Here is a 22739-nt window from a genome sequence, read left to right on the forward strand (position 1 = left end):
GGTGGAACACACGGGCGCCTCGGGCGTCCGTGCCATGAGGGTATTGCGAGCCGTCATCGCTTCAGCGCTCCCAGTGCCACGCCCCGGATGATCAGCCTCTGGAAGGCCAGGAAGACGATGAAGACCGGGACCAGCGACAGCGTGGACATCGCGAAGAGCTCGCCATACAGGCTTTCGCCGCCCGATCCGTCAACGAAGGCCCGCAGGGCAAGCGGCACGGTGAATTTGCGCGGGTCGTTGAGATAGATCAGCGGTCCGAGGAAATCGTCATAGGTCCAGATGAACGAGAAGATCGCGGCGGTCGCCAGCACCGGGGTCGAGAGCGGCAGCATGATCTTCCAGTAGATCCGCCAGGGTCCGCAGCCGTCCATGGTCGCCGCCTCGTCGATCTCGCGCGGGATGCCGCGGAAGAACTGCACCATCAGGAAGATGAAGAACGCATCGACGGCCAGGAACTTGGGCACGATCAGGGGCAGGTAGCTGCCGACCCAGCCGAGTTTGAGGAACATGATGTACTGCGGCACCAGAGTGACGTGGTAGGGCAGCATCAATGTCCCCAGCATCAGCGCGAACCAGACCGACCGTCCCCAGAACTTGAGGCGGGCAAAGGCAAAGGCGGTCAGCGAACAGGCCATCAGGTTGCCCACCACCGCCAGGCCGGCGATGATGAACGAGTTCTTGTAGAATGTCGTGAACGACACCCTGAGCTCGGTCCATCCGTTTACGAATGCCGAGAAGTCGAGCTTTTCGGGCAGTGCCAGCGGATGGCTGAAGATCATGCTGTCGGGCTTGAAGGCCGACATGATCAACCACAGCAGCGGGAAAAGCATCACCACCGCCGCCGTCGACAGCACGACATGGCGGAAGATCTGGTTTCCGATCTTTCTTGCGCGCCGGTTCATCGCGATTCGTCCTCGTAGTAGACCCAGTATTTCGAGGTCCAGAAAGCCAGGGCGGTGAACGCGCCGATGATCAGCAGCAGGATCCATGCCAGCAAGGACGCGTAGCCCATGCGGAAATTGGCGAAGGCTTCGATGTAGAGATAGAGCGAGTAGAACAGGGTCGAATCCGCCGGCCAGCCCTGTCCGCCCGAGATGATGTAGGCTTGGGTGAAGGCCTTGAATGCCTCGATGGTCTGCAGGACGAGGTTGAAGAAGATCACCGGCGCCAGGAGCGGCAGGGTGATCTTCCGGAACTGCCGCCAACCCGAGGCGCCGTCCATCGAGGCGGCCTCGTAGAGGTCCTCGGGGATCTGCCGCAGCCCGGCGAGGAATATGATCATCGGCGAGCCGAACTGCCAGACGTTCAGTGCGATGAGCGTCCAGAGTGCATAGTCGGGATGCGATATCCAGCTTGGCCCTTGCCAGCCGGTGGCGAGGAACAGGAGCGTATTGATCAGGCCCTCTGCACCGAAGAGCTGCCGCCACATCACCGAGATCGCTACCGAGGCGCCAAGGAGTGACGGCAGGTAGAAGGCGGCGCGGTAGAAGCCGACCCCGCGCACCGAACGGTCGAGGATCATTGCCAGCCCCAGTGCGACCGCTAGGCGCATCGGTACGCCGAATATCACATACTGGAAGGTGACCGACAGCGAATGGCGCAGCTTCACGTCGTTGAACAGCGCGTATTTGATGTTGTCGAGGCCGGTCCACTGCGGAGGCCGCAGCAGGTCGTAGTTCGTGAAGGAGAGGTAGAGCGACGCGAGAGCGGGCCCGAGAGTCAGGCCGAAGAAGCCGATCAGCCAGGGCAGGAGAAACATGTAGCCGGCACCATTGCGGCGCCAGAAGCGGACGAGGCGGCCCTGGCGGGCGGGCATGGAATGCCCGCCCGAGGTCTCACTTAGATTAGCCACGGTGGCTCAGGTACGTTCGAGGATGGATTTGGCATTCGCGTAGAATGCCTTGGCCTGCTCTTCCGGACCGATGCGGCCGAAGGCCACTTCATCCCAGGCCGGACGCAGCGCGCGGTCGATTTCGCCGGCGTTCTGCGGCGGCGGCGGCGGCAGCGGGCTGACATGGGTCGAGACGACGTTCAGGTAGTTGATGATCTTCTGCTCGGTCTTGTTCAGCTTGGGCAGAATCTCGGCCCGCACCGAAGCGTCGCCGGTCACGCCGCGCTCGATCAGCAGGACGTTGTTGGCCTCGTTGCTGGTGACGAAGTAGTTGATGAACGCCGCTGCGGTGGCCTTGTCCTGCGAACCTTCGGCCATCGAGAAGAACATCGACGGTTTCAGGTACTGACCCGCATGGGGGCCGTTGTTCGGGATCATCACGATATCGATCTCGTCGGGGACGAGCTTCTGCATGGCGACGAGCTGGTTGGAATGCAGGAAGTTGAACAGACCATGGCCCGTGGCCATCATCGATTCTTCCATCTTGCCGGAATCCTGCGCCTGAAGGTCGGCAGGCGGCGAGAGACCCTCGTCCTGCACCATCTTCCAGTAGGTGAAGAATTCGGCCAGATCGGCCTCGTCGAAGGCCAGCTTGCCTTCGGCGGTGTAGAGGTCTTTCCCCTTCGAGCGCATCCAGGTCTGCAGACGCGGCTCGTACTGGCCCATATTCTCGGTGAAATACATGCCTTCGGGCAATTTGCCCTTCAGATCCTTGCCGATCTGGACAAAGTCGTCGGTCGTCCAGGTCGTTTGATCGGGCAGGGTGACACCGATCTTGTCCAGCACCGTCTTGTTGTAGACATGGCTCATCGAGTTGGCGCCCAACGAGATCCCGTAGAGCTTGCCATCGACCTTGCCCGAGGCAAGCTGGTTTGGGTCGTAGTCGGAGAGGTCGATGCCGTTTCCGACGAACTCATCCAGCGCGGCGAGCTGGCCGCGGCGGGCCCATTCGAAGATGTAGCGGTAATCCATCTGGATCACGTCCGGCAGGTTCTTGCCGGCGGCCTGGGTGGCCAGCTTCTGCCAGTAGTCGCCCCAGGCGTAGGTTTCGGGCAGGACCTCTGCGCCTGTGGCTTTCTGGAACATGTCCACAACGGCATTGGTGCGCTTGTCTCTCTCGGGGTTGCCCCACCAGATCAGGCGCACGCTGCCATCGGCCGCGTAGGCACCCACGGACGCCAGGGTCGAGGCGGCTGCGCCACCGAGGAGAAGGCCGCCAAATGTGCGGCGGTTCATCTTGTTGGTCATATAGTCCTCCCATGTTGCACGTGTTTGTCCTCTCCGGTTGCGCTAACAGTCGAAGCGTTACGTGCTGAGTCTAACAAGTAACTTAATAGTTATATCCGGGCAAGCATGCTCGATGGCGCAGGAATTCGAGGACCAGAAAAAAAAAGGAATGCGCGTGCCGCGAAACCGGGGCGCCTGTGTTCCTTGGCATGCCGCGGCCCCGGGGGCTGGTCGCTTGACAGTCTTTCGGGGCGGGCATAGTAACCGACTTGTTACTTACATCGCAATGGAGCAGAACCGGTGGCAACCAACAAGCGCCGGATGGCGATCGTCGGCACGGGGCACCGTGGAACCGGCACTTGGGGCCGTGACGTCCTTGAAACTCAATCGGACATGGTGGAACTGGTCGGGCTGACCGATCTGAATTCCGGCCGCCTGGCGGCCGCCGCGGCCCGACTTCCCGGAGACCCGGTCCTGTCGACCGATCTCGACACCATGCTGAAGCAGTCCGACCCGCATACGCTGGTGGTCTGCACCCGCGACGACACTCATGCCGACATCATCGTCGATGCGCTGGAGCGCGGCATCGACGTGATCACCGAAAAGCCGATGGCGACCACGGCGGAGGACTGCGAACGCATCCTTGCCGCCGAGGAGCGGACCGGCCGCAAGGTGGATGTCGCCTTCAACTACCGCTTTGCCCCGACCTCGCGCAAACTGCGCGAACTTCTGGCGTCGGGACGGATCGGGACGCTGACCGAGGTGGATTTCCACTGGTATCTCGACACCCGCCACGGCGCCGACTACTTCCGCCGCTGGCACGCCTACCGGCGCCATTCCGGAAGCCTGTTCGTGCACAAGGCGACGCATCACTTCGACCTGCTGAACTGGTGGATCGACAGCGACCCCGACCAGGTCTACGCGCAGGGCGCCTTGCGCAGATACGGCCGCAACGGGACGTTCCGCTCGACCCGGTGCACCGGTTGCCCGCATGCCGGTGAATGCGATTTCTACTTCGACATGCATGCCAACGAATGGCTCGAGGATCTCTACGAGGCGCCTTCGTCCGAGGATGGCTATGTTCGCGATGCCTGCGTGTTCCGCGAGGACATCGACATCTGGGACACGATGACGGCGGCGATCGGCTATGCCAACGGCGTGCAGGTCAGCTATTCGTTGAACGCCTATATGCCGATCGAGGGCTATCACGTCGCCTTCAACGGCACCCATGGCCGGATCGAGTGCCGGATGTACGAAAAGCAGGCCTTCGATGCGCCGAAGGGGCAGGACGAGATCCTGGTGCTCGGCACCGATCGCTCGGTCGAGCGGCTGGTGGTCCAGCATGGGCCGGGCGGCCATTTCGGCGGCGATCCGTTGCTGCACGCATCGCTGTTCACGCCGGATGCCAATGATCCGCTGAGCCAGCGGGCGGGCGCCCGCGCCGGGGCGGCATCGGTTCTGACCGGGGTGGCGGCGGCCATGAGCGTGGACCAGAAACGGCCGGTCAAAATTTCGGAACTCTCCAGCCGCTTCGGCCCAGATCGCGGGTAGCGGGCGGCCCCGGTCTGGGGATGACGGGGCAGGCGGTCCGGGCCTGCCTTCAGCCGACCTCCGAGTCCCGCGCCCTTTGTCGCTGGCATAGGTAGTGGATGCTGTTCCGGCATCCACCATATATTGTGCGACCCCCCTTGGTTTCTGCCTGAAGATTCGCCGTGCCTGGCACCGACCCGGCCGGGGGTGTCGCCATGCGGCCCGATTATTGTGGCGCTTCTGCCGCGCTGTTGCAGCCTTGCCGCGCCTCCTCGAACCGTCCCCGGACCGTTCCCGGTGGCGTTGTCACTTCATCCGCGTTCTCAACTTTCCGGCGTAAACCAGCCGATCCCTTGGGCTTTTTCTCTGCCCCCTTTGGGCGGGCCGTTCCGCGCCGGGGCAGGCCGACTCGCGAGCCCCCGCGGGCGCCCCAGATCGGCCCCGATGGTCAAGCGCTAAAACTTGTGGAAAATCCAAAATCGGCGTTGACCTCTTGGGTCCACCTACGCCAGTTTGTGAGGGCTGAACGGCGGGCCACAAGATATAGTGGCAGGAAAAAGCCGGACGAGGGCCGCGAAGAAAACCGGGACTGGGTGCCAAGCACGACACGTCCTCCGCGAGGCGAAGCGCACCGCCTCGACGGGTCGCTATCCTTTTGTCCGGCGCCTGGCCCGAAAGCACCAGTGTGGGGTCACCGGCACGACGACAAGAGAACCGACGACACCACTTCAAGAAACGAAATCGTCAAGAAACGACGGGGCAAGTTCCAGATGAAAATCGACCGCAAGTTCACCAAGGCCGGGCAGGATGCCTATCAGGGCATCGACTTCACCACGACTGCATCCGAGATCCGCAACCCGGACGGGCGGGTCGTCTTCCGTCTGGACGAGGTGGAAGTGCCGGCCGGCTGGTCGCAGGTTGCCTCGGACGTGATCGCGCAGAAATACTTCCGCAAGGCCGGGGTTCCGGCGGCGCGCAAGCCGGTCAAGGAAAAGGGCGTGCCGTCCTTCCTCTGGCGCCATGTGCCGGACGAGGCGGCGCTGGCCAAGCTTCCCGAGGAACAGCGGTATGGCGGCGAGCAGTCGGCCAAGCAGGTCTTTGACCGGCTGGCCGGGGCCTGGTGCTACTGGGGCTGGAAGGGCGGTTATTTCACCGACGAGTCCGACGCCCGCGCCTATTTCGACGAGATGCGCTACATGCTGGCCGAACAGATGGCGGCGCCGAACAGCCCGCAATGGTTCAACACCGGGTTGCACTGGGCCTATGGCATCGACGGGCCGAGCCAGGGCCATTACTACGTCGACTGGAAAACGGGAAAGCTGACCAAGTCGGACAGCGCCTACGAACACCCGCAGCCGCATGCCTGTTTCATCCAGTCGGTGCGCGATGATCTGGTCGGCGATGGCGGGATCATGGACCTCTGGGTCCGCGAGGCGCGGCTGTTCAAATACGGCTCGGGCACCGGCACGAACTTCTCCAGCCTGCGCGGCGAAGGCGAGAAACTGTCGGGCGGCGGCAAGTCCTCGGGGCTGATGGGCTTTCTCAAGATCGGCGACCGGGCGGCCGGCGCGATCAAGTCGGGCGGCACCACGCGGCGCGCCGCCAAGATGGTGATCTGCGACATGGATCACCCCGATATCGAGGATTTCATCAACTGGAAGGTCATCGAAGAGCAGAAGGTGGCCAGCCTGGTCGCCGGCTCGAAAGCGCATGAACGCGAGCTGAACGGCATCTTTGCGGCGATCCGCGCCTGGGACGGCAAGGCCGCCGATGCTGCCGATCCGTCGAAGAACCCGGGCCTGAAGGCCGCGATCCGCAGCGCCAAGAAGGCGATGATCCCCGAGACCTATGTCAAGCGGGTGCTGGACTATGCGGCGCAGGGCTTCGGCTCGATCGAGTTCCCGACCTATGACACCGACTGGGACAGCGACGCCTATGCCACCGTTTCGGGCCAGAACTCGAACAACTCGGTGCGGGTGACCGATGACTTCCTGCGCGCGGTCAAGGAAGACGACGACTGGGAGCTGATCCGCCGCACCGATGGCACGGTCGCCAAGACGGTCAAGGCGCGCGATCTCTGGGACCAGATCGGCCATGCCGCCTGGGCCTGCGCCGACCCCGGCATCCAGTTCCACGACACGGTCAACGCCTGGCACACCTGCCCGGAAGACGGCCCCATTCGCGGCTCGAACCCTTGCAGCGAGTACATGTTCCTCGACGATACCGCCTGCAACCTGGCCTCGATGAACCTGCTGACCTTCCTCAAGGACGGAAAAATCCAGGCCGAGGCCTATACCCATGCGGTGCGGCTCTGGACCCTGACGCTGGAAATCAGCGTGATGATGGCGCAGTTCCCGTCCAAGGAGATCGCGCAGCGGTCCTATGATTACCGGACCCTCGGCCTGGGCTATGCCAATATCGGCGGCCTGCTGATGACCATGGGCCTGCCCTATGACTCGGACGAGGGCCGGGCGCTCTGCGGTGCGCTGACCGCGCTGATGACCGGGGTGGCCTATGCGACCTCGGCCGAGATCGCCTCGGAACTGGGCCCCTTCGCGGGCTACAAGCGCAACTCGAAGCACATGCTGCGGGTCATCGCCAACCACCGCCATGCCGCCTATGGCAACAAGACCGGCTATGACGGGCTGGCGGTGAACCCGGTGGCGCTGGAACGCGACCATTGCCCGGACCGCAGCCTTGTCGATCTGGCCCGCGGCGCCTGGGATCAGGCGCTGACCCTGGGCAAGAAGCACGGCTTCCGCAACGCGCAGGCCACCGTGATCGCGCCGACCGGGACCATCGGTCTGGTGATGGATTGCGACACCACCGGGATCGAACCGGACTTCGCCCTGGTCAAGTTCAAGAAGCTGGCCGGCGGCGGCTATTTCAAGATCATCAACCAGGCTGTGCCGGGGGCGCTGGAAACCCTGGGCTACAGCCAGGCCCAGATTGCCGAGATCATCGCCTATGCGGAGGGTCACGGCTCGCTGGGGCAGGCGCCGGGGATCAACCACACCTCGCTGGTCGGCCACGGCTTCGGCCAGGCCGAGATCGACAAGATCGAGGCGGCGCTGCCGAGCGCCTTCGACATCAAGTTCGTCTTCAACCAGTGGACCCTGGGTGAGGAGTTCTGCACCAAGGTCCTGGGCATCCCGGCGGCCGAGTTGAACAACCCGACCTTCGACATGCTGAAGCATCTCGGCTTTTCGAAGCAAGAGATCGAGGCGGCCAATGCCCATGCCTGCGGGACGATGACGCTGGAAGGCGCACCGCATCTGAAGCCCGAGCATTACGCGGTCTTCGACTGTGCCAATGCCTGCGGCAAGACCGGCAAGCGCTATCTCTCGGTGGCGGCGCATATCACCATGATGGCGGCGGCGCAGAGCTTCATCTCGGGAGCGATCTCGAAGACCATCAACATGGCCAATGATGCCAGCATCGCCGATGCGCTGGCCGCCTACGAGTTGAGCCACAGCCTGGGGATCAAGGCCAACGCGCTCTACCGCGACGGTTCGAAACTGTCGCAGCCGCTGGCCGCCTCGCTGATCGAGGATGACGAGGAAGCCGAGGAAGTCCTGGCCTCCGGCTCGGCGCAGGAAAAGGCGACCACCCTGGCCGAGAAGATCGTCGAGAAGATCGTCTACAAGGAAGTGGTCCGGCGCCACCGCGAGAAGCTGCCGCAGCGCCGCAAGGGCTATACCCAGAAGGCGATCGTCGGCGGCCACAAGGTCTATCTGCGGACCGGCGAATATGCCGACGGCCAGCTGGGCGAAATCTTCATCGACATGCACAAGGAAGGCGCCGGCTTCCGGGCGATGATGAACAACTTCGCCATCGCGGTCTCCGTCGGCCTGCAATACGGCGTGCCGCTGGAGGAGTTCGTGGATGCCTTCACCTTCACCAAGTTCGAACCGGCCGGGATGGTGCAGGGCAACGAGACGATCAAGTCGGCGACCTCGATCCTCGATTACATCTTCCGCGAACTGGCGGTCAGCTATCTCGACCGCACCGACCTGGCGCATGTGAAGCCGGAAGGCTCCAGCTTCGACGATCTGGGCCGGGGCGAAGAGGAAGGCGTCGCCAATCTCCGCAGCCCGGACGAGGTGACGGCCTCGAAATCCCTGGAAGTGCTGCGGCAGATCTCCTCGACCGGCTATCTGCGCAAGCGCCTGCCGCAGGAACTGCGGGTGTTGCAGGAAGGCGGCCAGGAGGCCGACCCGCTGGCCAGTCTGCAGACCCTGGTGCCCTCGGTGTCGGAAACCAGCACCACCGCAAGCGCCACGGTGACTTCGGTCCAGGTCGATGCCCGGACCAAGGCGAAGATGCAGGGCTACGAGGGCGAGGCCTGCGGCGAATGCGGAAACTACACGCTGGTGCGCAACGGCACCTGCATGAAGTGCAACACCTGCGGCGGGACCAGCGGGTGTAGCTGACGAGACCTGCGGCGGGCTCCGGACTGTTCCGGGGCGCGCTGCACAAACTTTCCGGGGCGGGTGCGCTCGCCCCTGACGTGGATCAAGCCGCAGGCAGAAACCGGGCGGTACGAATGACGAGCTTGATCCGCGAAACTGGGGGGCGCCTTCGGGTGTCCCCTTTTTCCTGTTGGGACCATGGGGGCGGCTCGGGGTCTCCGCGGGGAATGCCGCCGCGCCTTCCCGTGTTCCGTTCTCATCCGAGGAGCAGGGGGCGCCTCGGCACGCCCCCTTTCCGGCCGGGGCTCAGACCTTTTCCTTGCCCTTGTCCTTCTTTCCGGATTTCGCTGACTTCACAAGCTCTTCCAGCTTGATCTTGACACCGGAAATCTCGGTGTCGGCCCGGAACCCAATGCTGAGAACCTCCTTGGCCCGATGGAGAAATTTCTCGGCCTCCTCCATGGACTTGCCACGCAGCTTGCCGCTCTTGACCTGCTTGTCGATCTCGTCCTGCGCTTTCTCGACCTTGCTTTCGCTGGCGTCGAGCGCTTTCAGGAGAGTCTTGTAATTCGTCACGACCTGTTTCGGCCCGGCCTTGGCAATCAGCGCAGGAAGTTGCTTTTGCATATCCTTCGCGGCCTTTTCGATCGACAGGAAGGTTTTGACTTCCTTTTCAATGACTTTGGCGGCCTTGGAGACGACGGACTCGCTGGCCGACGTGCCCTTGAGGAGTTCGAGGTATTTCTTGTTGAGCGCCTTGCCCCTGGTGGTCAGCTCCTTCACATAGAGCTCCAGCACCGACTTTGTCTCGTCCTGGCCCCTGCCGCATTTCGCGACCAGCGCCTTGGCTTCCTTCGCCGCAAAAGAGGCCGCATTGGAGGCCTCGAGAAAGGCTTTCGGGTCGTCCTTGCGACCCAGGGCAAACTTCTCTTCGGAAATGAATGTCGTCAGTCTTTTCTCGAAGTCCTTGCTGCCAAGCCGCTTGGACTTGTTCTTCTTCCACCAAGCAACGTCGAACTTGGGTTTCTCTCCCTTCTTCATGAGGGCCCCTCCTATTCCGTATGAATTGCATCCTTCTCCATCGCCGACATGACGATTTGGCCGGAAGCCAATTCCCCCGACGGCAATCATACTAAGGTCGGACATTCTTGAGTCCAGACAAAGGTAGGTAAGGAATTCTGTCCCCGCATTGCTGAAGATGGCGAATATCCGCTTCAAAGGGACTAATATCCGCTTCAAAGGGGTTGCGGAATTAATTTCCACCCATGCGCGGAATTTGGACTAAATGCTCGAAATTACTTGGCAAATTGGCGCCGGTAGCCGGGCGGGGTGGCCCTATCGGCGGGAACCCGGCGCGGCGAATCCGCCAATCCGGCCTGGCTCTGCCGGAAATCCTGACCCTGGCGCCATGGTCCTGTGCGCCCCGGTCCGCCCGGCTATGCCCGTACGCAGGGCGGCCTCGTGCCACCTCCGCACCCCGACCGGGCGCGGTTCACCAAGACAGGAGACAGACCATGACCCGACTGATGCTGGCCCTCGGCCTGACCGCGATGACCGCCTCCCTGGCCTCGGCCCAGGAGGCCGCGATGCCCGAGGATACGGATGGCGATGGCATCTACGCGCTCGAAGAACTGCAGACCGCCCATCCGGAACTGACTGCCGAGGTCTATGCCACGCTCGACAGCAATGGCGACGGAAATGTCGATGCGGCGGAAGTGGCGGCAGCCATGGAGGCGGGGGTGCTGATGGCCCCGGGCTGAGCCCCGGCAGGGCCACGCGATCGGCGGGGCGCCCTTGGGCGCCCCGTTCGTGTTCAGACGGCCTCGGCTCCGCGCGACAGCGCCGCTACCCCGGTGCGGGCCAGCTCGGTCAGGCCAAGCGGCCGCATCAGCTCGGCAAAGGCGTCGATTTTCTCTGACGTGCCAGTGACTTCGAAGATGAAGCTCTCAAGCGTCGAATCCACCACATTGGCCCGGAAGATATCCGCCAGCCGCAGCGCCTCGACCCTTTTGTCGCCCTTGCCGGCAACCTTGAACAGGGCCAGTTCCCGCTCCACCGACTGACCTTCGGTGGTCAGGTCGTGCACCTCATGCACCGGAACGATGCGGCCAAGCTGGGCCTTTATCTGCTCGATCACGCTGGGCGTGCCGCTGGTCACCACGGTGATCCGGCTGCGGTGTCCGGTGTGATCGACCTCGGCCACGGTGAGCGAGTCGATATTGTAGCCGCGCCCCGAGAACAGCCCGATGACCCGGGCCAGGACCCCCGCCTCGTTGGCGACGATGACTGCCAGGGTGTGCCGCTCGACCACATCGGAATGGGTATCGCGAAGGTTGTAGGCGGAGTGGCTGGTAGAGCCCTTTTTGATATTGAGTGCAGACACTTGCAGACCTTTCCTAAACCAGAGCCGCGCCGGAGCCAGAGATCGCGCCCTGGGTCTGGGCCTCGCCCATCAGCATCTCGTTGTGGGCCTTGCCGCTGGGGATCATCGGGAAGCAGTTCTCGTGCTTCTCGACCAGGCAGTCGAAGACCACCGGCCCGTCATGGGCCAGCATTTCCTTGATCGCTTCGTCCAGGTCGGCCGGGTCGCTGCACTGAATGCCCTTGGCACCGAAGGCCTCGGCCAGTTTCACGAAATCGGGCAGGCTTTCGCTCCAGCTGTGCGAATAGCGCTCGCCATGCAGCAGCTCCTGCCACTGGCGCACCATGCCCAGACGTTCGTTGTTCAGGATGAACTGCTTGACCGGGGCGCGGAACTGCATCGCGGTTCCCAGCTCCTGCATGTTCATCAGCCACGAGGCTTCGCCGGCGACATTGATGACCAGCGATTCCGGATGGGCGATCTGCACCCCGATCGAGGCCGGGAAGCCATAGCCCATGGTGCCCAGACCGCCACTGGTCATCCAGCGGTGCGGCGCGTCGAACTTCAGGAACTGCGCCGCCCACATCTGGTGCTGGCCCACTTCGGTGGTGATGTAGCGGTCCATTCCTCGGGTCAGCGCCTCGAGCCGCTGCAGGGCATGTTGCGGCTTGATGAGCTCGTCCGAATCCCGGAAGGACAGGCAGTCCTTCGACCGCCACTCGGCGATCCGGCCGTGCCATTTCGCCACCGCCGCCTCGTTGACCTTGCGGCCGCGCGATTTCCAGACCTTCAGGACGTCTTCCAGCACCTGTCCGACATCGCCGATGATCGGCAGATCGACCTGGATGATCTTGTTGATCGACGAGGGGTCGATATCGACGTGAACCTTGGTCGAATGGGGCGAGAAGGCATCGGTGCGGCCGGTGATCCGGTCGTCGAAACGGGCGCCCAGGTTGATCATCAGGTCGCAATCATGCATCGCCATGTTGGCCTCGTAGAGACCATGCATCCCCAGCATCCCCAGCCAGTTCTTGCCCGAGGCCGGATAGGCGCCCAGACCCATCAGGGTCGAGGTGATCGGAAAGCCGGTGGCATCGACCAGCTCGGTCAGCAGCTGGCAGGCCGCGGTGCCCGCGTTGATCAGCCCGCCGCCGGTGTAGAACACCGGGCGTTCGGCCTTTTCGATCAGCCCGACCAGCGCCTCGATGCTGGCCGGTTCCGCCTTCATCCGCGGCTGGTAATGCGAGACCTTGGCCTGTTTCGGCGCCGTGTAGCTGCCGGTGGCGAACTGCACGTCCTTCGGGATGTCGATCAGCACCGGGCCGGGGCGGCCGTGGGTGGCGACGTGAAAGGCCTGATGGATCAGGTCGGACAGGGTGCTCGGGTCCTTGGCCAGCCAGTTCATCTTGGTGCAGGGCCGGGTGATGCCGACGGTGTCGGCCTCCTGGAAGCCGTCGGTGCCGATCAGGAAGGTCGGAACCTGGCCGGTCAGCACCACGATCGGGATGGAATCCATCAGCGCGTCGGTGATCCCGGTGACGGCATTCGTGGCGCCGGGCCCCGAGGTGACCAGCACCACGCCGGGTTTGCCGGTCGAGCGGGCATAGCCCTCGGCCATGTGCACCGCCGCCTGTTCGTGGCGGACCAGGATGTGGCGAATGCTGTTCTGCTGGAAAATCTCGTCATAGATCGGAAGCACGGCGCCACCGGGATAGCCGAATACCGTGTCCACACCCTGATCCATCAGGGCCTGAACCACCATCTTCGCTCCGGTCATCTGCCGTGCCATATCGTCTTTCCTTCGCCAGACATAAAAAAAGCCCCCGGATTTCGGGGGCGCATGGGAACCTGTTCAGGGTGCCGTCACCGGCCCATGCGCCAACATCTTCCTACGATAACGAGTCGCGTCATGCCCCTGGAACTCCTTGGAGGTGGCGGGACGATAGGGCGGCGGGCAGGGGGCGTCAACCCGAAACCATCACCAAAAGTGTCGTGAGAGGGCATGAAATCGGAATTTTATTTCCAATTTTTCGGAGCTGACGATCATTCCTTTCCAGTCGAGCCCTGATTCTGCGCCATTTCGTCGCAGTTTCCGGCGGCAAATCGTCACGCAAGTGACTGTTATTCGCCGGAAATTTAGGCAAAGAATCCTCTCCGGGGATATTCACTTGGGCGCGGGCGGGACTTAAACACCGGATTATCACGCCTGCCATGGCGGCAGGTCTCATCAGGGAGGACCCATATGGATCGTCGAACTTTCCTTACCAAGGCTGCCATCGGCGGCGTCGGAGCCACCGGTGCCGCGACGCTTGCCGCGCCGGCCGTCGCGCAGTCGATGCCGAAAGTCACCTGGCGGATGACCTCGTCGTTCCCGAAGTCGCTCGACACCATCTATGGCGGCGCCGAAGTGCTGTCGAAGATGGTCAGCGAGGCGACGGACGGCAACTTCCAGATCCAGGTCTTCGCGGCCGGTGAACTTGTGCCCGGCCTGCAGGCGGCGGATGCCGTCACCAACGGGTCGGTCGAGGCCTGCCATACCGTCGGCTACTACTACTTCGGCAAGGACCCGGCCTGGGCGGTCGCGGCGGCGGTGCCGTTCTCGCTGAACGCGCGCGGCATCAACGCCTGGCACTATCATGGCGGCGGGATTGATCTCTATAACGAGTTCCTCGCCGAATCCGGTATCTTCGGCCTTCCGGGCGGCAACACCGGCGTCCAGATGGGCGGCTGGTTCCGCAAGGAGATCAACACGGTCGCCGACATGCAGGGTCTCAAGATGCGGATCGGCGGCTTCGCCGGCCAGGTGATGACCAAGCTGGGCGTCGTGCCGCAGCAGATTGCCGGCGGCGATGTCTATCCGTCGCTCGAGAAGGGCACCATCGACGCCGCCGAATGGGTCGGCCCCTATGACGACCAGAAGCTCGGCTTCTACAAGGTCGCGCCCTACTACTACTATCCCGGCTGGTGGGAAGGTGGCCCGACGGTCCACTTCTTCTTCTCGAAGGAACAGTATGAAGGGCTGCCGTCCTCCTATCGGTCGATCCTGCGTTCGGCCGCCCAGGCGGCGGATGCCAACATGCTTCAGAAGTACGACTATCTGAACCCGACCGCGATCAAGGAACTGGTGGCCAATGGCGCGCAGCTGCGCCCGTTCAGCCAGGAGATCCTCGAAGCCTGCTTCGAAGCGGCGAACGAGGTCTATGCCGAGATGGAGGCGACCAATCCCAAGTTCGCCAAGCTCTGGCAGTCGATCAAGGCATTCCGCGGCGAGCACTACCTGTGGAACCAGGTGGCGGAATATACCTATGACACCTTCATGATGATGCAGCAGCGGGGCGGCAAGCTCTGATCTGACCTGATCCCGACCCGCGCGGCCCGATGGGCGGCGCGGGTTTTTTGGGCATTTCCCTCGGGTTGGACCGGCCCGGGCCAAATTTATTTTGCTATTCGACACCTCACCTGCAACAGTCGGGGCGGGAGGAAAATGACCCGTCGGACGGTCGGCCAACGCCGTTCGGCAGAGAGTCCGCATAGCTACCTCCCGGAGATGACCATAGGGAGGTAACACATGGATCGTCGTTCATTTCTGACCAAGGCGACGCTTGGCGGCGCCACTGCCGCGGGTGCGGCGGCTCTGGGCGCACCGGCCATTGCGCAATCGATGCCGAAACTCAACTGGCGGATGACCTCGTCGTTCCCGAAGGCTCTGGACACCATTTACGGTGCCGCCGAGACCATGGCGAACTACGTCCGCGCCGCGACCGATGGCAATTTCGACATTCAGGTCTTCGCCGGCGGCGAGCTGGTTCCGGGCCTGCAGGCCGCCGATGCCGCCGCGACCGGCACCGTCGAATGCTGCCACACCGCGTCCTATTACTACTGGGGCAAGGATGCCGCCTACAGCTTCGGCACCACGGTGCCCTTCGGCCTGAACGCCCGCCAGACCAATGCCTGGTTCTACTATGGCGGCGGCAACGAGTTGCTGAACGAATTCTACGCCACCCAGGGCCTCTATGCGCTGCCCTGCGGCAATACCGGGGCCCAGATGGGCGGCTGGTATCGGAAAGAGATCAACACCGTCGAGGACCTCAAGGGTCTGAAGATGCGGATCGGTGGCTTTGCCGGCAAGATCATGGAAAAGCTCGGACTGGTGCCGCAGCAGATCGCCGGCGGCGACATCTACCCGTCGCTCGAGAAGGGCACGATCGACGCCGCCGAATGGGTCGGCCCCTATGACGACGAGAAGCTCGGCTTCTACAAGGTCGCGCCCTATTACTACTATCCCGGCTGGTGGGAAGGTGGTGCCGCGCTGCACACGATGTTCAACCTCGAAGCCTACAACAACCTGCCGGAAGCCTATAAGGCGGCGCTCGCCTCGGCCTGTCAGGCGGCGAACAGCGACATGATGGCCAGCTATGACCACAAGAACCCGGCGGCGGTAAAGCGTCTGGTGGCGGCTGGCACCCAGCTGCGTCCGTTCTCGGCCGAGATCCTCTCGGCCTGCTTCGACGCCGCGAACGAGGTCTATGCCGAGGTCTCGGCCGGGAACCCGACCTTCAAGAAGCTGCTCGATAGCCAGAACGCGTTCAAGAAGGACGCCTATCTCTGGGCCCAGCTCTCGGAGCTGAACTACGACAGCTTCATGATGGCACAGGACAACGCCGGCAAGCTCTGAGGCTTCCCGACGCGCAGACCCGGCCCCGCGGAGCGATCCGCGGGGCCTTTCTTTCGGGCGCCTGGCTCAGCCGGGCGGGGAAGGGGGCCGGGCCAGTTCCTCGGCCAGGAGTTCGAAGACCCGGCGCAGGCGTCGGCTGCTGCGCAGCTCGCGATGCGCCACCAGCCAGATCGGAAAGTTCAGTGGCGCCAGGTCGGGCAGCACCCGGACCACCCCGGGTTCGGCGTCACCCAGGCGGCTGTCGAGCACCCCGATCCCCAGCCCGCGTTTGACGCATTCCCACATCACCAGCAGGCTGTCGGCATGGACCGGGAAATTCGCCCGGGTCAGTGACAGGCCCAGCCCGTTCAACGCCGCCATCAGCCCGCCGCTGCGGTCGATCGAGATGAAATCGGCCCGGTTCAGCTGGTCGGGCCGGGTCGGGTGGCCGAGGGTCGCGGCCAGCTCGCGGCTGGCATAGAGCCGGGCCGGGACATCGGTGATCTTGCGGGCGATCAGATCGGGGTCCTTGGGGCGGAAGTTTCGGATCGCGATATCGGCCTCGCGCCGGCGCAGGTCGCTGGTCGCGTCCGAGGCATGGATGTCGATCACCAGACCGGGCAGGTCCTGTCTCAGCCGGGCGATGATCGGTGGCAGGATCATCACCGCGGTGACTTCGCTGGCCGAGATCGAGATCGGGCCGCTCAGGTCCTCGGACTGCGCCTGTGCCGCCATCGCGACCAGGTCGGCGGCATCGGCCATGGCCCGGATCCGGTCGCGCAGCGCGGCGCCCGCCGGCGTCAGCCGCAGCCCGCGGCCGCTGCGTTCGAACAGCACCAGTCCGAGTTCCTGCTGGAACGCCTCGACCTGGCGGCCCAGCGTCGGCTGGGTCTGGCCCAGGACGCGGGCGGCGGCCGACAGAGAGCCCTCCTCGGCTGTCGCCAGAAAGGCGCGGGCGCGGTTCCAGTCGAAATGCGTGGCGTTCCAATCCATGCGAAAACGCATATCAGAACAACAGATTCAGTCAATTTCATTTGGTTCAGGCCGGGCCTAGAACCGCCGCATTCAATCTCGCGTAACGAAGAGGACCGGACCATGACCCGACTTTCCGCAGTTTTCCGCCTCGGCATCGGCCGGGCCGCGGGGCTTCTCTATCTTCTCATCGCCGTCTTCGGCGGGGTGGCCATCGGGCTGCTGCCCGGGGTGTTTCACATCTCCGGCGATGCCGAGGCGACCTATCAGGCGATCCGCAGCCGACCGGTTCTGTTCCGGCTCGGCATCGGTTTCGAGATCGTGGTCTTGCTGGCCGAGGTGGTGCTGTCGGCGCTGCTCTACCGCATCTTCCGCGACACCAGCCCCTCGGTGGCGCTGGCCGCCGCCTTTGCCCGGCTGTCCGAGGCCGTGGTCATGGCGGTGATGCTGTTCTTCTCGGTGGCGATCCTGCGGCTGACCGGGGCGGGGGGCGCCGATCCGGTCGGCAATCCCGCGGTCTGGGTGCTGTTCCTCGGCGATCTGCGCGCCAGTGGCGTCCATATCTGGGAGCTGTTCTTCGCCCTGCATCTGATGCTTCTGGGCTGGCTGGCCCTGCGCTCGGGCTTCGTGCCCAGGCCGCTGGGCTGGATGATGGGGATCGGCGCCCTTGGCTATCTGTCCGACGCGGTCTCGGGTCTGATCCTGCCGGGCGGCGCGGCGGTCTCGCCCGTCGAGGTGGCGCTGCTGACGCTGGTAACGCTGGGCGAGCTGTCCTTCACCGTCTGGCTGCTCTGGCGTGGCGGCGATGAACGGCTGGTCGCCCGAGCGCCGGAACCGGCCGGGCTGGCACGGATGGCCTGAGTCGGCCCGAAGGGGAAACGCGAAACGGCGGCCCGGAAGGACCGCCGTTTCCTGTCGTGCAGCGTCGTGGATCAGTTGCCGCCGGCATCGGGGTCCGGCTTTGGCGTGTCGCCACCCAGCCCCGGCGGCGGCGCGGCGGTCCCGCCACCCAGACCGGGCGGAGCCTCTCCACCCAGACCCGGCGGTGCCGACCCGCCACCCAGGCCCGGCGGAGCACCTCCACCCAGGCCCGGCGGCACGGAGCCGCCGCCCAGGCCGGGCGGTGCCCCGCCGCCCAGACCCGGGGGCAGGCCGATCCCGCCGGGCGTCTCGGCGCCATCGGTGCTGCCCGGGATGGTGAATGTGATGTTCGAGGTGTCGACCGGCGGCCCCTTGTAGCGCAGCACCAGACCGGGGAAGGAGATCACGATCGCGATCATCGCCACTTGGATGAAGACGAAGGGCACCGCGCCCCAGTAGATCTGCGCCGTCGTCACCGGAGCGGTCTGTTTCCCCGTCACCTTGTCGAGGAACGGCATCCTCGGCGCCACCGACCTCAGGTAGAACAGCGCAAAGCCGAAGGGCGGGTGCATGAACGAGGTCTGCATGTTCACGCCCAGGATGATCCCGAACCAGATCAGGTCGATCCCCAGCCGTTCCGCCGCCGGTGCCAGCAACGGCACGATGATGAAGGCCAGCTCGAAGAAGTCGAGGAAGAAGGCCAGCAGGAAGACCAGGATCGACACCGCGATCAGGAAGCCGGTTTCGCCGCCCGGCAGCGAGATCAGCAGATGCTCGACCCAGATATGGCCGTTGACGCCGTAGAAGGTCAGCGAGAACACCCGCGCCCCGATCAGGATGAACAGCACGAAGGCCGACAGCCGCGTGGTCGAGGCCAGGGCCGAGCGGACCACCTCGAAGTTCAGGCGCCGCTTCATCGCGGCCAGCACCAGCGCACCGACGGCCCCCATGGCGCCGCCTTCGGTGGGGGTGGCGATGCCCAGGAAGATCGTGCCCAGCACCAGGAAGATCAGTGCCAGCGGCGGGATCAGCACGATGATGACCTGCTGGGTCAGCCGCGACATGATGTTGGTCTTGAGCACCTTGTCCAGCACCGCTGCCGAATACATCACCAGAACCGCCAGCGCCGCGCCGAGGATGTCGGCGTTGTCGCCGTGCTCGGGCTTCATGTACATGATGGCGTAATAGGCAAGCGCCACGGTCAATGCGATTGCGACCAGCAGGCTCAGCACGCCCGATCCCAGGGTGCGCGCCTCTTTCGGCAGCGCCGGCATCATCTTGGGCCGGACGATCGAGACCACCATGATGTAGCTCAGGTAGATGCCGGTCAGCAGCAGGCCGGGAAACAGGGCGCCCTTGTACATGTCGCCCACCGAGCGGCCCAGCTGGTCGGCCAGGACGATCAGCACCAGCGACGGCGGGATGATCTGTGCCAGCGTGCCCGAGGCCGCGATGGCCCCCGAGGCGATCCGCCTGTCATAGCCGTAGCGCAGCATGATCGGCAGGGAGATCAGCCCCATGGCGATGACGCTGGCCGCGACGACACCGGTGGTCGCCGCCAGCAGCGCCCCGACGATGATCACCGCATAGGCCAGACCGCCGCGCACCGGGCCGAAGAGCTGACCGATTGTGTCGAGCAGATCCTCGGCCATGCCGGATCGTTCCAGGATGATCCCCATGAAGGTGAAGAATGGAATCGCCAGCAACGTGTCATTGGCCATGATCCCGCCGAAGAACCGGTCGGGCAGGGTGCCAAGCAGGTTGTAGCTGAGATAGATCGAGCCGTTCGACAACGGTGCCAGTTCAACTCCGATGAAGAAGAACAGAAGGCCATTCGCTGCCAGCGAGAAGGCGACCGGGTAACCAAGAAGCAGGAACACGATCAGCGAGGCGAACATGATCGGCGCCATGTTCTGCGCGATGAGTTCCATCATTTGGGAGATCCGTCCGTCTTCTTGTCGCCAGAGGGCGGGGCGTTGCCTGTCAGGGTGTCCGGCACGTCCTCGCCGGCCATTTCGCGCAGCAGCGCGGCGGCTTCCAGTTCGGCCGCCTCATGCGCGGTGTGGAACGGGGTCGGATCCTCCATCGCGCCGCGCATGATGGCGATCTTCTTGATGATCTCCGAGATGCCCTGAAAGAACAGCAGCACGAAGCCGGCCAGCAGCAATGCCTTGGCCGGCCAGATGATCAGCCCGCCGGCATTGGTCGAGACTTCCTGGATCCGGTAGCTGCGCGCCACATAGGGGATCAGCAGCCAGAGCATCAGGCAGGTGAAGGGCATCAGGAACAGCACATGGCCGATCAGGTCGATCCAGTGCTGGACCCGCCGCGACAGGGCGCCGTAGACGATGTCGATGCGGATGTGCTCGTTGGATTTCAGCGTATAGGCCGCAGCCAGAAGGAAGGCGGCACCGAACAGGTACCACTGCAGTTCCAGCCAGGCGTTGGATGAGGTGTTCAGTGTCTTTCGGATGATGGCGTTCGCCGCCGAAACCAGCACTGCCACAAGGATCAGCCACGAGACAGATTTGCCGATAAGCTCGTTGATCCGGTCGATTGCGCGCGCAACCGGAAGTAAACTCGTCATTAATGTCCTCCCCGCGCGGGTTCAGGTCACCGCCGTTCTTAGGCAGCCGCGTATTGCCGGGGTTTGTCCCCATGTCAATTCCACACGATCCGTCGCGCTGCTGCAGGTTGTCGCAGCGAACCTCGGAAATCAATGATTTCGCGCAGCCGGGCGGTCATGTCGCAGTGCAATATGGCGGGAACGATCGCAGGTGCTGCCGAATGCATCACTGCGGGGCGTGACGGACCCCGGGGGCAAGGGCACGATGCCGAATCGCTCCGGCGCCGGGCGCGCTTCGGCCCGCATCCCTGCGCAGGGCCGGGGACGTGGGGGGCGAACCTGGTGGGAGGAAGTGCAGGCTTCTGTTGCCAGGTGCCTGCGGACCCCGCCTCACGCGGCTAGGCGAGAGGACTTAGTTTCGGCGACTCGAACTGCTTACGCAGCCAGAGCCATTGCCGGAGCACGGTTGTTATTGGCAACTGTACATTTCGGACCGATAACGGTGGTACCTCACCGAGCGAAAGCAATCCCCTTTACACGTTCGTCGATCCTATTTCGACCCCAAGACCCTGCAATACCAGGGGGTTATGGTGGAGTCGCCGGGTACCGCCCCCGGGTCCGAGCCGCTTATTACGAGCGCGTTTATCGCCATAGTCCGAGTTGCCCCGGACAACCCGAATGTAGGGATTCGCGCGGCGTTCGGCAAGGGGGGCGGGCGGATCGGTGGCGGCCTTGCCGCAGGCAGGGCGATGTGGCATCCGGGATCCAGCCATCAGGAGCCGCGCCATGCAGATGCCGCCCTTTGCCTTCGAGACCGTGGACTGGGCGGAGCAGCCGGTCGAGACCCATCCCGGCGAGACCGGAGAGGCGCTCTGGCAGACCCGCCATTTCGGCCCGATCCGGGTCCGGATCGTGACCTATTCGCCCGGCTATCTGGCCGATCACTGGTGCGAGAAGGGCCATGTGCTCTACTGCCTCGACGGAGAGCTGGAAACCGAACTGGCCGATGGCCGGACCGTGACGCTGACACCGGGGTGCTCCTATCAGGTCGGCGACGGGGCGCTGGCGCATCGCTCGCGCACACGCCGGGGCGCCCGACTGTTCATCGTCGATTGACGCCGGGCCGGAGCGCCGAAAGGAAAGGGCGGCCCCGAAGGACCGCCCGAACCGCAGGACATCGGATCGGCGGGATCAGAACCCGGCCTTGATCTTCTCGAATTCGTCCGAGTGCCGTTGCCGCCACTCGACCGACAGCGGCAGCTGCGCCAGAACCGGGGTCGTGGTCGGGCCGAGGCCGACGGCTTCCAGGGCCTCGGGGCCGAGCGCGTCCATCGCCGGCTTGTTGGCCTGGCCCCAGCCGGCATCCATCAGCGCCTGGGTCGAGGACGGGTCGAGGAAGGCATTGGCATAGTCATAGACCTTCTCCTCGGAGCCGGGGCCGTCCTTGAGGTTGACCAGCCCGCAGAGCCACAGCGACGAACCTTCCTTGGCATCGCGCTGGAAGCCGATCGGGAAGCCCTCGTCAACCATGGTCGGTAGGGTCTCGTTCCAGGTCCAGGCGACCAGAACCTCGCCGGTGGCCAGCAGCGTGGCAACCTCGGCCGGATCGACCCAGTAGGTGCGCAGGTTCTTGTGCGCCTCGCGCAGCCAGGCAGAGGCGGCCTGGAACTGTTCTTCGGTGATGTTCCGCCAGTCCGTCACGCCGGTCGCCAGATAGGCCAGCGCATAGGCGTCATCGACATTGTCGGCGATCGAGGTGCGGCCTTCGTATTTCGGGTTCAGGAACACGTCGAGCGAGGCGACATCCTCGGCCGGCACCTTGTCGGCATTGTAGGAAATCGCGGTCGAGCCGAAATCGGTCGGGATGAACCAGACATCCTCGTCTGCGCCGGCAACCTGCTCGCCGGTCAGGTTCTTGTCGAGATCGTCGTAGAAGGTGATCTTCGAGGTGTCCCAGGGTTCGAGCACGCCCGAATCAGTCCATTTGTTGACCGAGCCGGCGCAGATATGCGCGACATCGACCTTGAAGCCCGACAGCACCTTCTGCAGCGCCTCTTCCTCGTCACCGAAGAAGGTGAAGCTGGGGCTGTCGCCGTTCTTGGCGATGTATGTCGAATGGAAGCTCGGGTATTCGAAGCCGGAATAATCATAGACCAGCAGGTCCGGGTCGGCGGCATGCAGAGCCGGAGCGCCGAGAGTCAGGGCCAGGGCGGCAGAGCCGAAGAGGCGGGTGGTGGTGTTCATCTATGAGGTCCTCTCTGGGA

The 22739-nt window shown here is 64.0% G+C and carries 17 protein-coding genes and 1 other RNA gene; 7 read left to right on the top strand and 11 right to left on the bottom strand.

Features of this window, described 5'->3' with window-relative positions; translation table 11 throughout:
• Positions 1 to 53 precede the first annotated feature (53 nt).
• From NUW50_RS14875 to NUW50_RS14885, 3 genes are read right to left on the bottom strand one after another with little or no spacing between them, the layout of a single operon-like run.
• Positions 54 to 902, bottom strand: a complete 849-nt coding sequence (locus NUW50_RS14875) for a carbohydrate ABC transporter permease (RefSeq protein WP_258289920.1) — start codon at positions 900 to 902, stop codon at positions 54 to 56.
• Positions 899 to 1852 carry a carbohydrate ABC transporter permease gene (locus tag NUW50_RS14880; RefSeq protein ID WP_258289921.1) on the bottom strand — a complete coding sequence of 318 codons (954 nt, stop codon included), beginning with the start codon at positions 1850 to 1852 and terminating at the stop codon, positions 899 to 901. Before NUW50_RS14880 ends, NUW50_RS14875 begins: the two co-directional genes overlap by 4 nt.
• Positions 1853 to 1858: 6 nt before the next feature.
• Entirely contained in the window at positions 1859 to 3139 is a 1281-nt protein-coding gene (locus NUW50_RS14885) for an ABC transporter substrate-binding protein (RefSeq protein WP_258289922.1), read from the bottom strand.
• Positions 3140 to 3418: 279 nt separating this feature from the next.
• Between NUW50_RS14885 and NUW50_RS14890 the strand changes: the two genes are divergently transcribed.
• Both NUW50_RS14890 and NUW50_RS14895 read left to right on the top strand, forming a co-directional pair.
• Positions 3419 to 4669, top strand: a complete 1251-nt coding sequence (locus NUW50_RS14890) for a Gfo/Idh/MocA family protein (protein ID WP_258289923.1) — start codon at positions 3419 to 3421, stop codon at positions 4667 to 4669.
• Between the two features lie 749 nt (positions 4670 to 5418).
• Positions 5419 to 9081, top strand: coding sequence for a vitamin B12-dependent ribonucleotide reductase (locus NUW50_RS14895; protein ID WP_258289924.1), 3663 nt, complete (start codon positions 5419 to 5421; stop codon positions 9079 to 9081).
• 285 nt (positions 9082 to 9366) lie between these two features.
• Here the strand turns inward: NUW50_RS14895 and NUW50_RS14900 are convergent, their stop codons facing one another.
• A complete protein-coding gene (locus tag NUW50_RS14900) occupies positions 9367 to 10206 on the bottom strand; it encodes a hypothetical protein (RefSeq protein ID WP_258289925.1) in 840 nt (279 codons plus the stop codon).
• 368 nt (positions 10207 to 10574) lie between these two features.
• Here NUW50_RS14900 and NUW50_RS14905 point away from each other — a divergent pair, with 368 nt between their 5' ends.
• Positions 10575 to 10820: an EF-hand domain-containing protein gene (locus tag NUW50_RS14905; protein WP_258289926.1), complete on the top strand. Its 246-nt coding sequence runs from the start codon at positions 10575 to 10577 to the stop codon at positions 10818 to 10820.
• 53 nt (positions 10821 to 10873) lie between these two features.
• Here NUW50_RS14905 and ilvN read toward each other — a convergent pair whose 3' ends face one another.
• The gene (gene ilvN / locus NUW50_RS14910) at positions 10874 to 11443 is read right to left on the bottom strand and encodes an acetolactate synthase small subunit (protein WP_258289927.1); all 570 of its coding nucleotides are present in this window, start codon (positions 11441 to 11443) and stop codon (positions 10874 to 10876) included.
• Between the two features lie 13 nt (positions 11444 to 11456).
• Positions 11457 to 13211, bottom strand: a complete 1755-nt coding sequence (locus NUW50_RS14915; RefSeq protein WP_258289928.1) for an acetolactate synthase 3 large subunit — start codon at positions 13209 to 13211, stop codon at positions 11457 to 11459.
• A 453-nt stretch (positions 13212 to 13664) separates the two neighbouring features.
• On the opposite strand from NUW50_RS14915, the gene NUW50_RS14920 reads away from it, so the two are divergent.
• On the top strand, positions 13665 to 14771 hold the full coding sequence (locus tag NUW50_RS14920) for a TRAP transporter substrate-binding protein (RefSeq protein ID WP_258289929.1): 1107 nt from the start codon (positions 13665 to 13667) through the stop codon (positions 14769 to 14771).
• Between the two features lie 219 nt (positions 14772 to 14990).
• The gene (locus NUW50_RS14925) at positions 14991 to 16097 is read left to right on the top strand and encodes a TRAP transporter substrate-binding protein (RefSeq protein WP_258289930.1); all 1107 of its coding nucleotides are present in this window, start codon (positions 14991 to 14993) and stop codon (positions 16095 to 16097) included.
• 66 nt (positions 16098 to 16163) lie between these two features.
• Here the strand turns inward: NUW50_RS14925 and NUW50_RS14930 are convergent, their stop codons facing one another.
• Positions 16164 to 17069, bottom strand: a complete 906-nt coding sequence (locus NUW50_RS14930; protein ID WP_258289931.1) for a LysR family transcriptional regulator — start codon at positions 17067 to 17069, stop codon at positions 16164 to 16166.
• A gap of 102 nt (positions 17070 to 17171) precedes the next feature.
• Here NUW50_RS14930 and NUW50_RS14935 point away from each other — a divergent pair, with 102 nt between their 5' ends.
• The gene (locus NUW50_RS14935; RefSeq protein ID WP_258289932.1) at positions 17172 to 17909 is read left to right on the top strand and encodes a DUF4386 domain-containing protein; all 738 of its coding nucleotides are present in this window, start codon (positions 17172 to 17174) and stop codon (positions 17907 to 17909) included.
• A 71-nt stretch (positions 17910 to 17980) separates the two neighbouring features.
• On the opposite strand, the gene NUW50_RS14940 is transcribed toward NUW50_RS14935, so the two are convergent.
• The 3 genes from NUW50_RS14940 to ssrA form a co-directional block, all read right to left on the bottom strand.
• Positions 17981 to 19843, bottom strand: a complete 1863-nt coding sequence (locus NUW50_RS14940) for a TRAP transporter large permease (protein WP_258289933.1) — start codon at positions 19841 to 19843, stop codon at positions 17981 to 17983.
• Positions 19840 to 20496, bottom strand: a complete 657-nt coding sequence (locus NUW50_RS14945; RefSeq protein WP_258289934.1) for a TRAP transporter small permease subunit — start codon at positions 20494 to 20496, stop codon at positions 19840 to 19842. Before NUW50_RS14945 ends, NUW50_RS14940 begins: the two co-directional genes overlap by 4 nt.
• Before the next feature lie 330 nt (positions 20497 to 20826).
• Positions 20827 to 21185: a transfer-messenger RNA gene (gene ssrA / locus NUW50_RS14950) on the bottom strand.
• Positions 21186 to 21261: 76 nt separating this feature from the next.
• Here ssrA and NUW50_RS14955 point away from each other — a divergent pair.
• Positions 21262 to 21591, top strand: a complete 330-nt coding sequence (locus NUW50_RS14955; RefSeq protein ID WP_258289935.1) for a DHCW motif cupin fold protein — start codon at positions 21262 to 21264, stop codon at positions 21589 to 21591.
• A 75-nt stretch (positions 21592 to 21666) separates the two neighbouring features.
• On the opposite strand, the gene NUW50_RS14960 is transcribed toward NUW50_RS14955, so the two are convergent.
• The gene (locus NUW50_RS14960) at positions 21667 to 22719 is read right to left on the bottom strand and encodes an ABC transporter substrate-binding protein (RefSeq protein ID WP_258289936.1); all 1053 of its coding nucleotides are present in this window, start codon (positions 22717 to 22719) and stop codon (positions 21667 to 21669) included.
• Between the last annotated feature and the right edge of the window lie 20 nt (positions 22720 to 22739).

This window comes from Frigidibacter sp. ROC022 (assembly GCF_024723735.1).
Classification (GTDB): Bacteria; Pseudomonadota; Alphaproteobacteria; order Rhodobacterales; family Rhodobacteraceae; genus SLM-1.

What these genes read in the sequence shown, in the direction of transcription:
- NUW50_RS14875 (WP_258289920.1), bottom strand. Translation starts at nt 902, where the DNA reads ATGAACCGGCGCGCAAGAAAGATCGGAAACCAGATCTTCCGCCATGTC.
- NUW50_RS14885 (WP_258289922.1), bottom strand. Translation starts at nt 3,139, where the DNA reads ATGACCAACAAGATGAACCGCCGCACATTTGGCGGCCTTCTCCTCGGT.
- NUW50_RS14895 (WP_258289924.1), top strand. Translation starts at nt 5,419, where the DNA reads ATGAAAATCGACCGCAAGTTCACCAAGGCCGGGCAGGATGCCTATCAG.
- NUW50_RS14900 (WP_258289925.1), bottom strand. Translation starts at nt 10,206, where the DNA reads ATGTCCGACCTTAGTATGATTGCCGTCGGGGGAATTGGCTTCCGGCCA.
- NUW50_RS14905 (WP_258289926.1), top strand. Translation starts at nt 10,575, where the DNA reads ATGACCCGACTGATGCTGGCCCTCGGCCTGACCGCGATGACCGCCTCC.
- NUW50_RS14915 (WP_258289928.1), bottom strand. Translation starts at nt 13,211, where the DNA reads ATGGCACGGCAGATGACCGGAGCGAAGATGGTGGTTCAGGCCCTGATG.
- NUW50_RS14920 (WP_258289929.1), top strand. Translation starts at nt 13,665, where the DNA reads ATGGATCGTCGAACTTTCCTTACCAAGGCTGCCATCGGCGGCGTCGGA.
- NUW50_RS14925 (WP_258289930.1), top strand. Translation starts at nt 14,991, where the DNA reads ATGGATCGTCGTTCATTTCTGACCAAGGCGACGCTTGGCGGCGCCACT.
- NUW50_RS14930 (WP_258289931.1), bottom strand. Translation starts at nt 17,069, where the DNA reads ATGGATTGGAACGCCACGCATTTCGACTGGAACCGCGCCCGCGCCTTT.
- NUW50_RS14935 (WP_258289932.1), top strand. Translation starts at nt 17,172, where the DNA reads ATGACCCGACTTTCCGCAGTTTTCCGCCTCGGCATCGGCCGGGCCGCG.
- NUW50_RS14940 (WP_258289933.1), bottom strand. Translation starts at nt 19,843, where the DNA reads ATGATGGAACTCATCGCGCAGAACATGGCGCCGATCATGTTCGCCTCG.
- NUW50_RS14945 (WP_258289934.1), bottom strand. Translation starts at nt 20,496, where the DNA reads ATGACGAGTTTACTTCCGGTTGCGCGCGCAATCGACCGGATCAACGAG.
- NUW50_RS14955 (WP_258289935.1), top strand. Translation starts at nt 21,262, where the DNA reads ATGCAGATGCCGCCCTTTGCCTTCGAGACCGTGGACTGGGCGGAGCAG.
- NUW50_RS14960 (WP_258289936.1), bottom strand. Translation starts at nt 22,719, where the DNA reads ATGAACACCACCACCCGCCTCTTCGGCTCTGCCGCCCTGGCCCTGACT.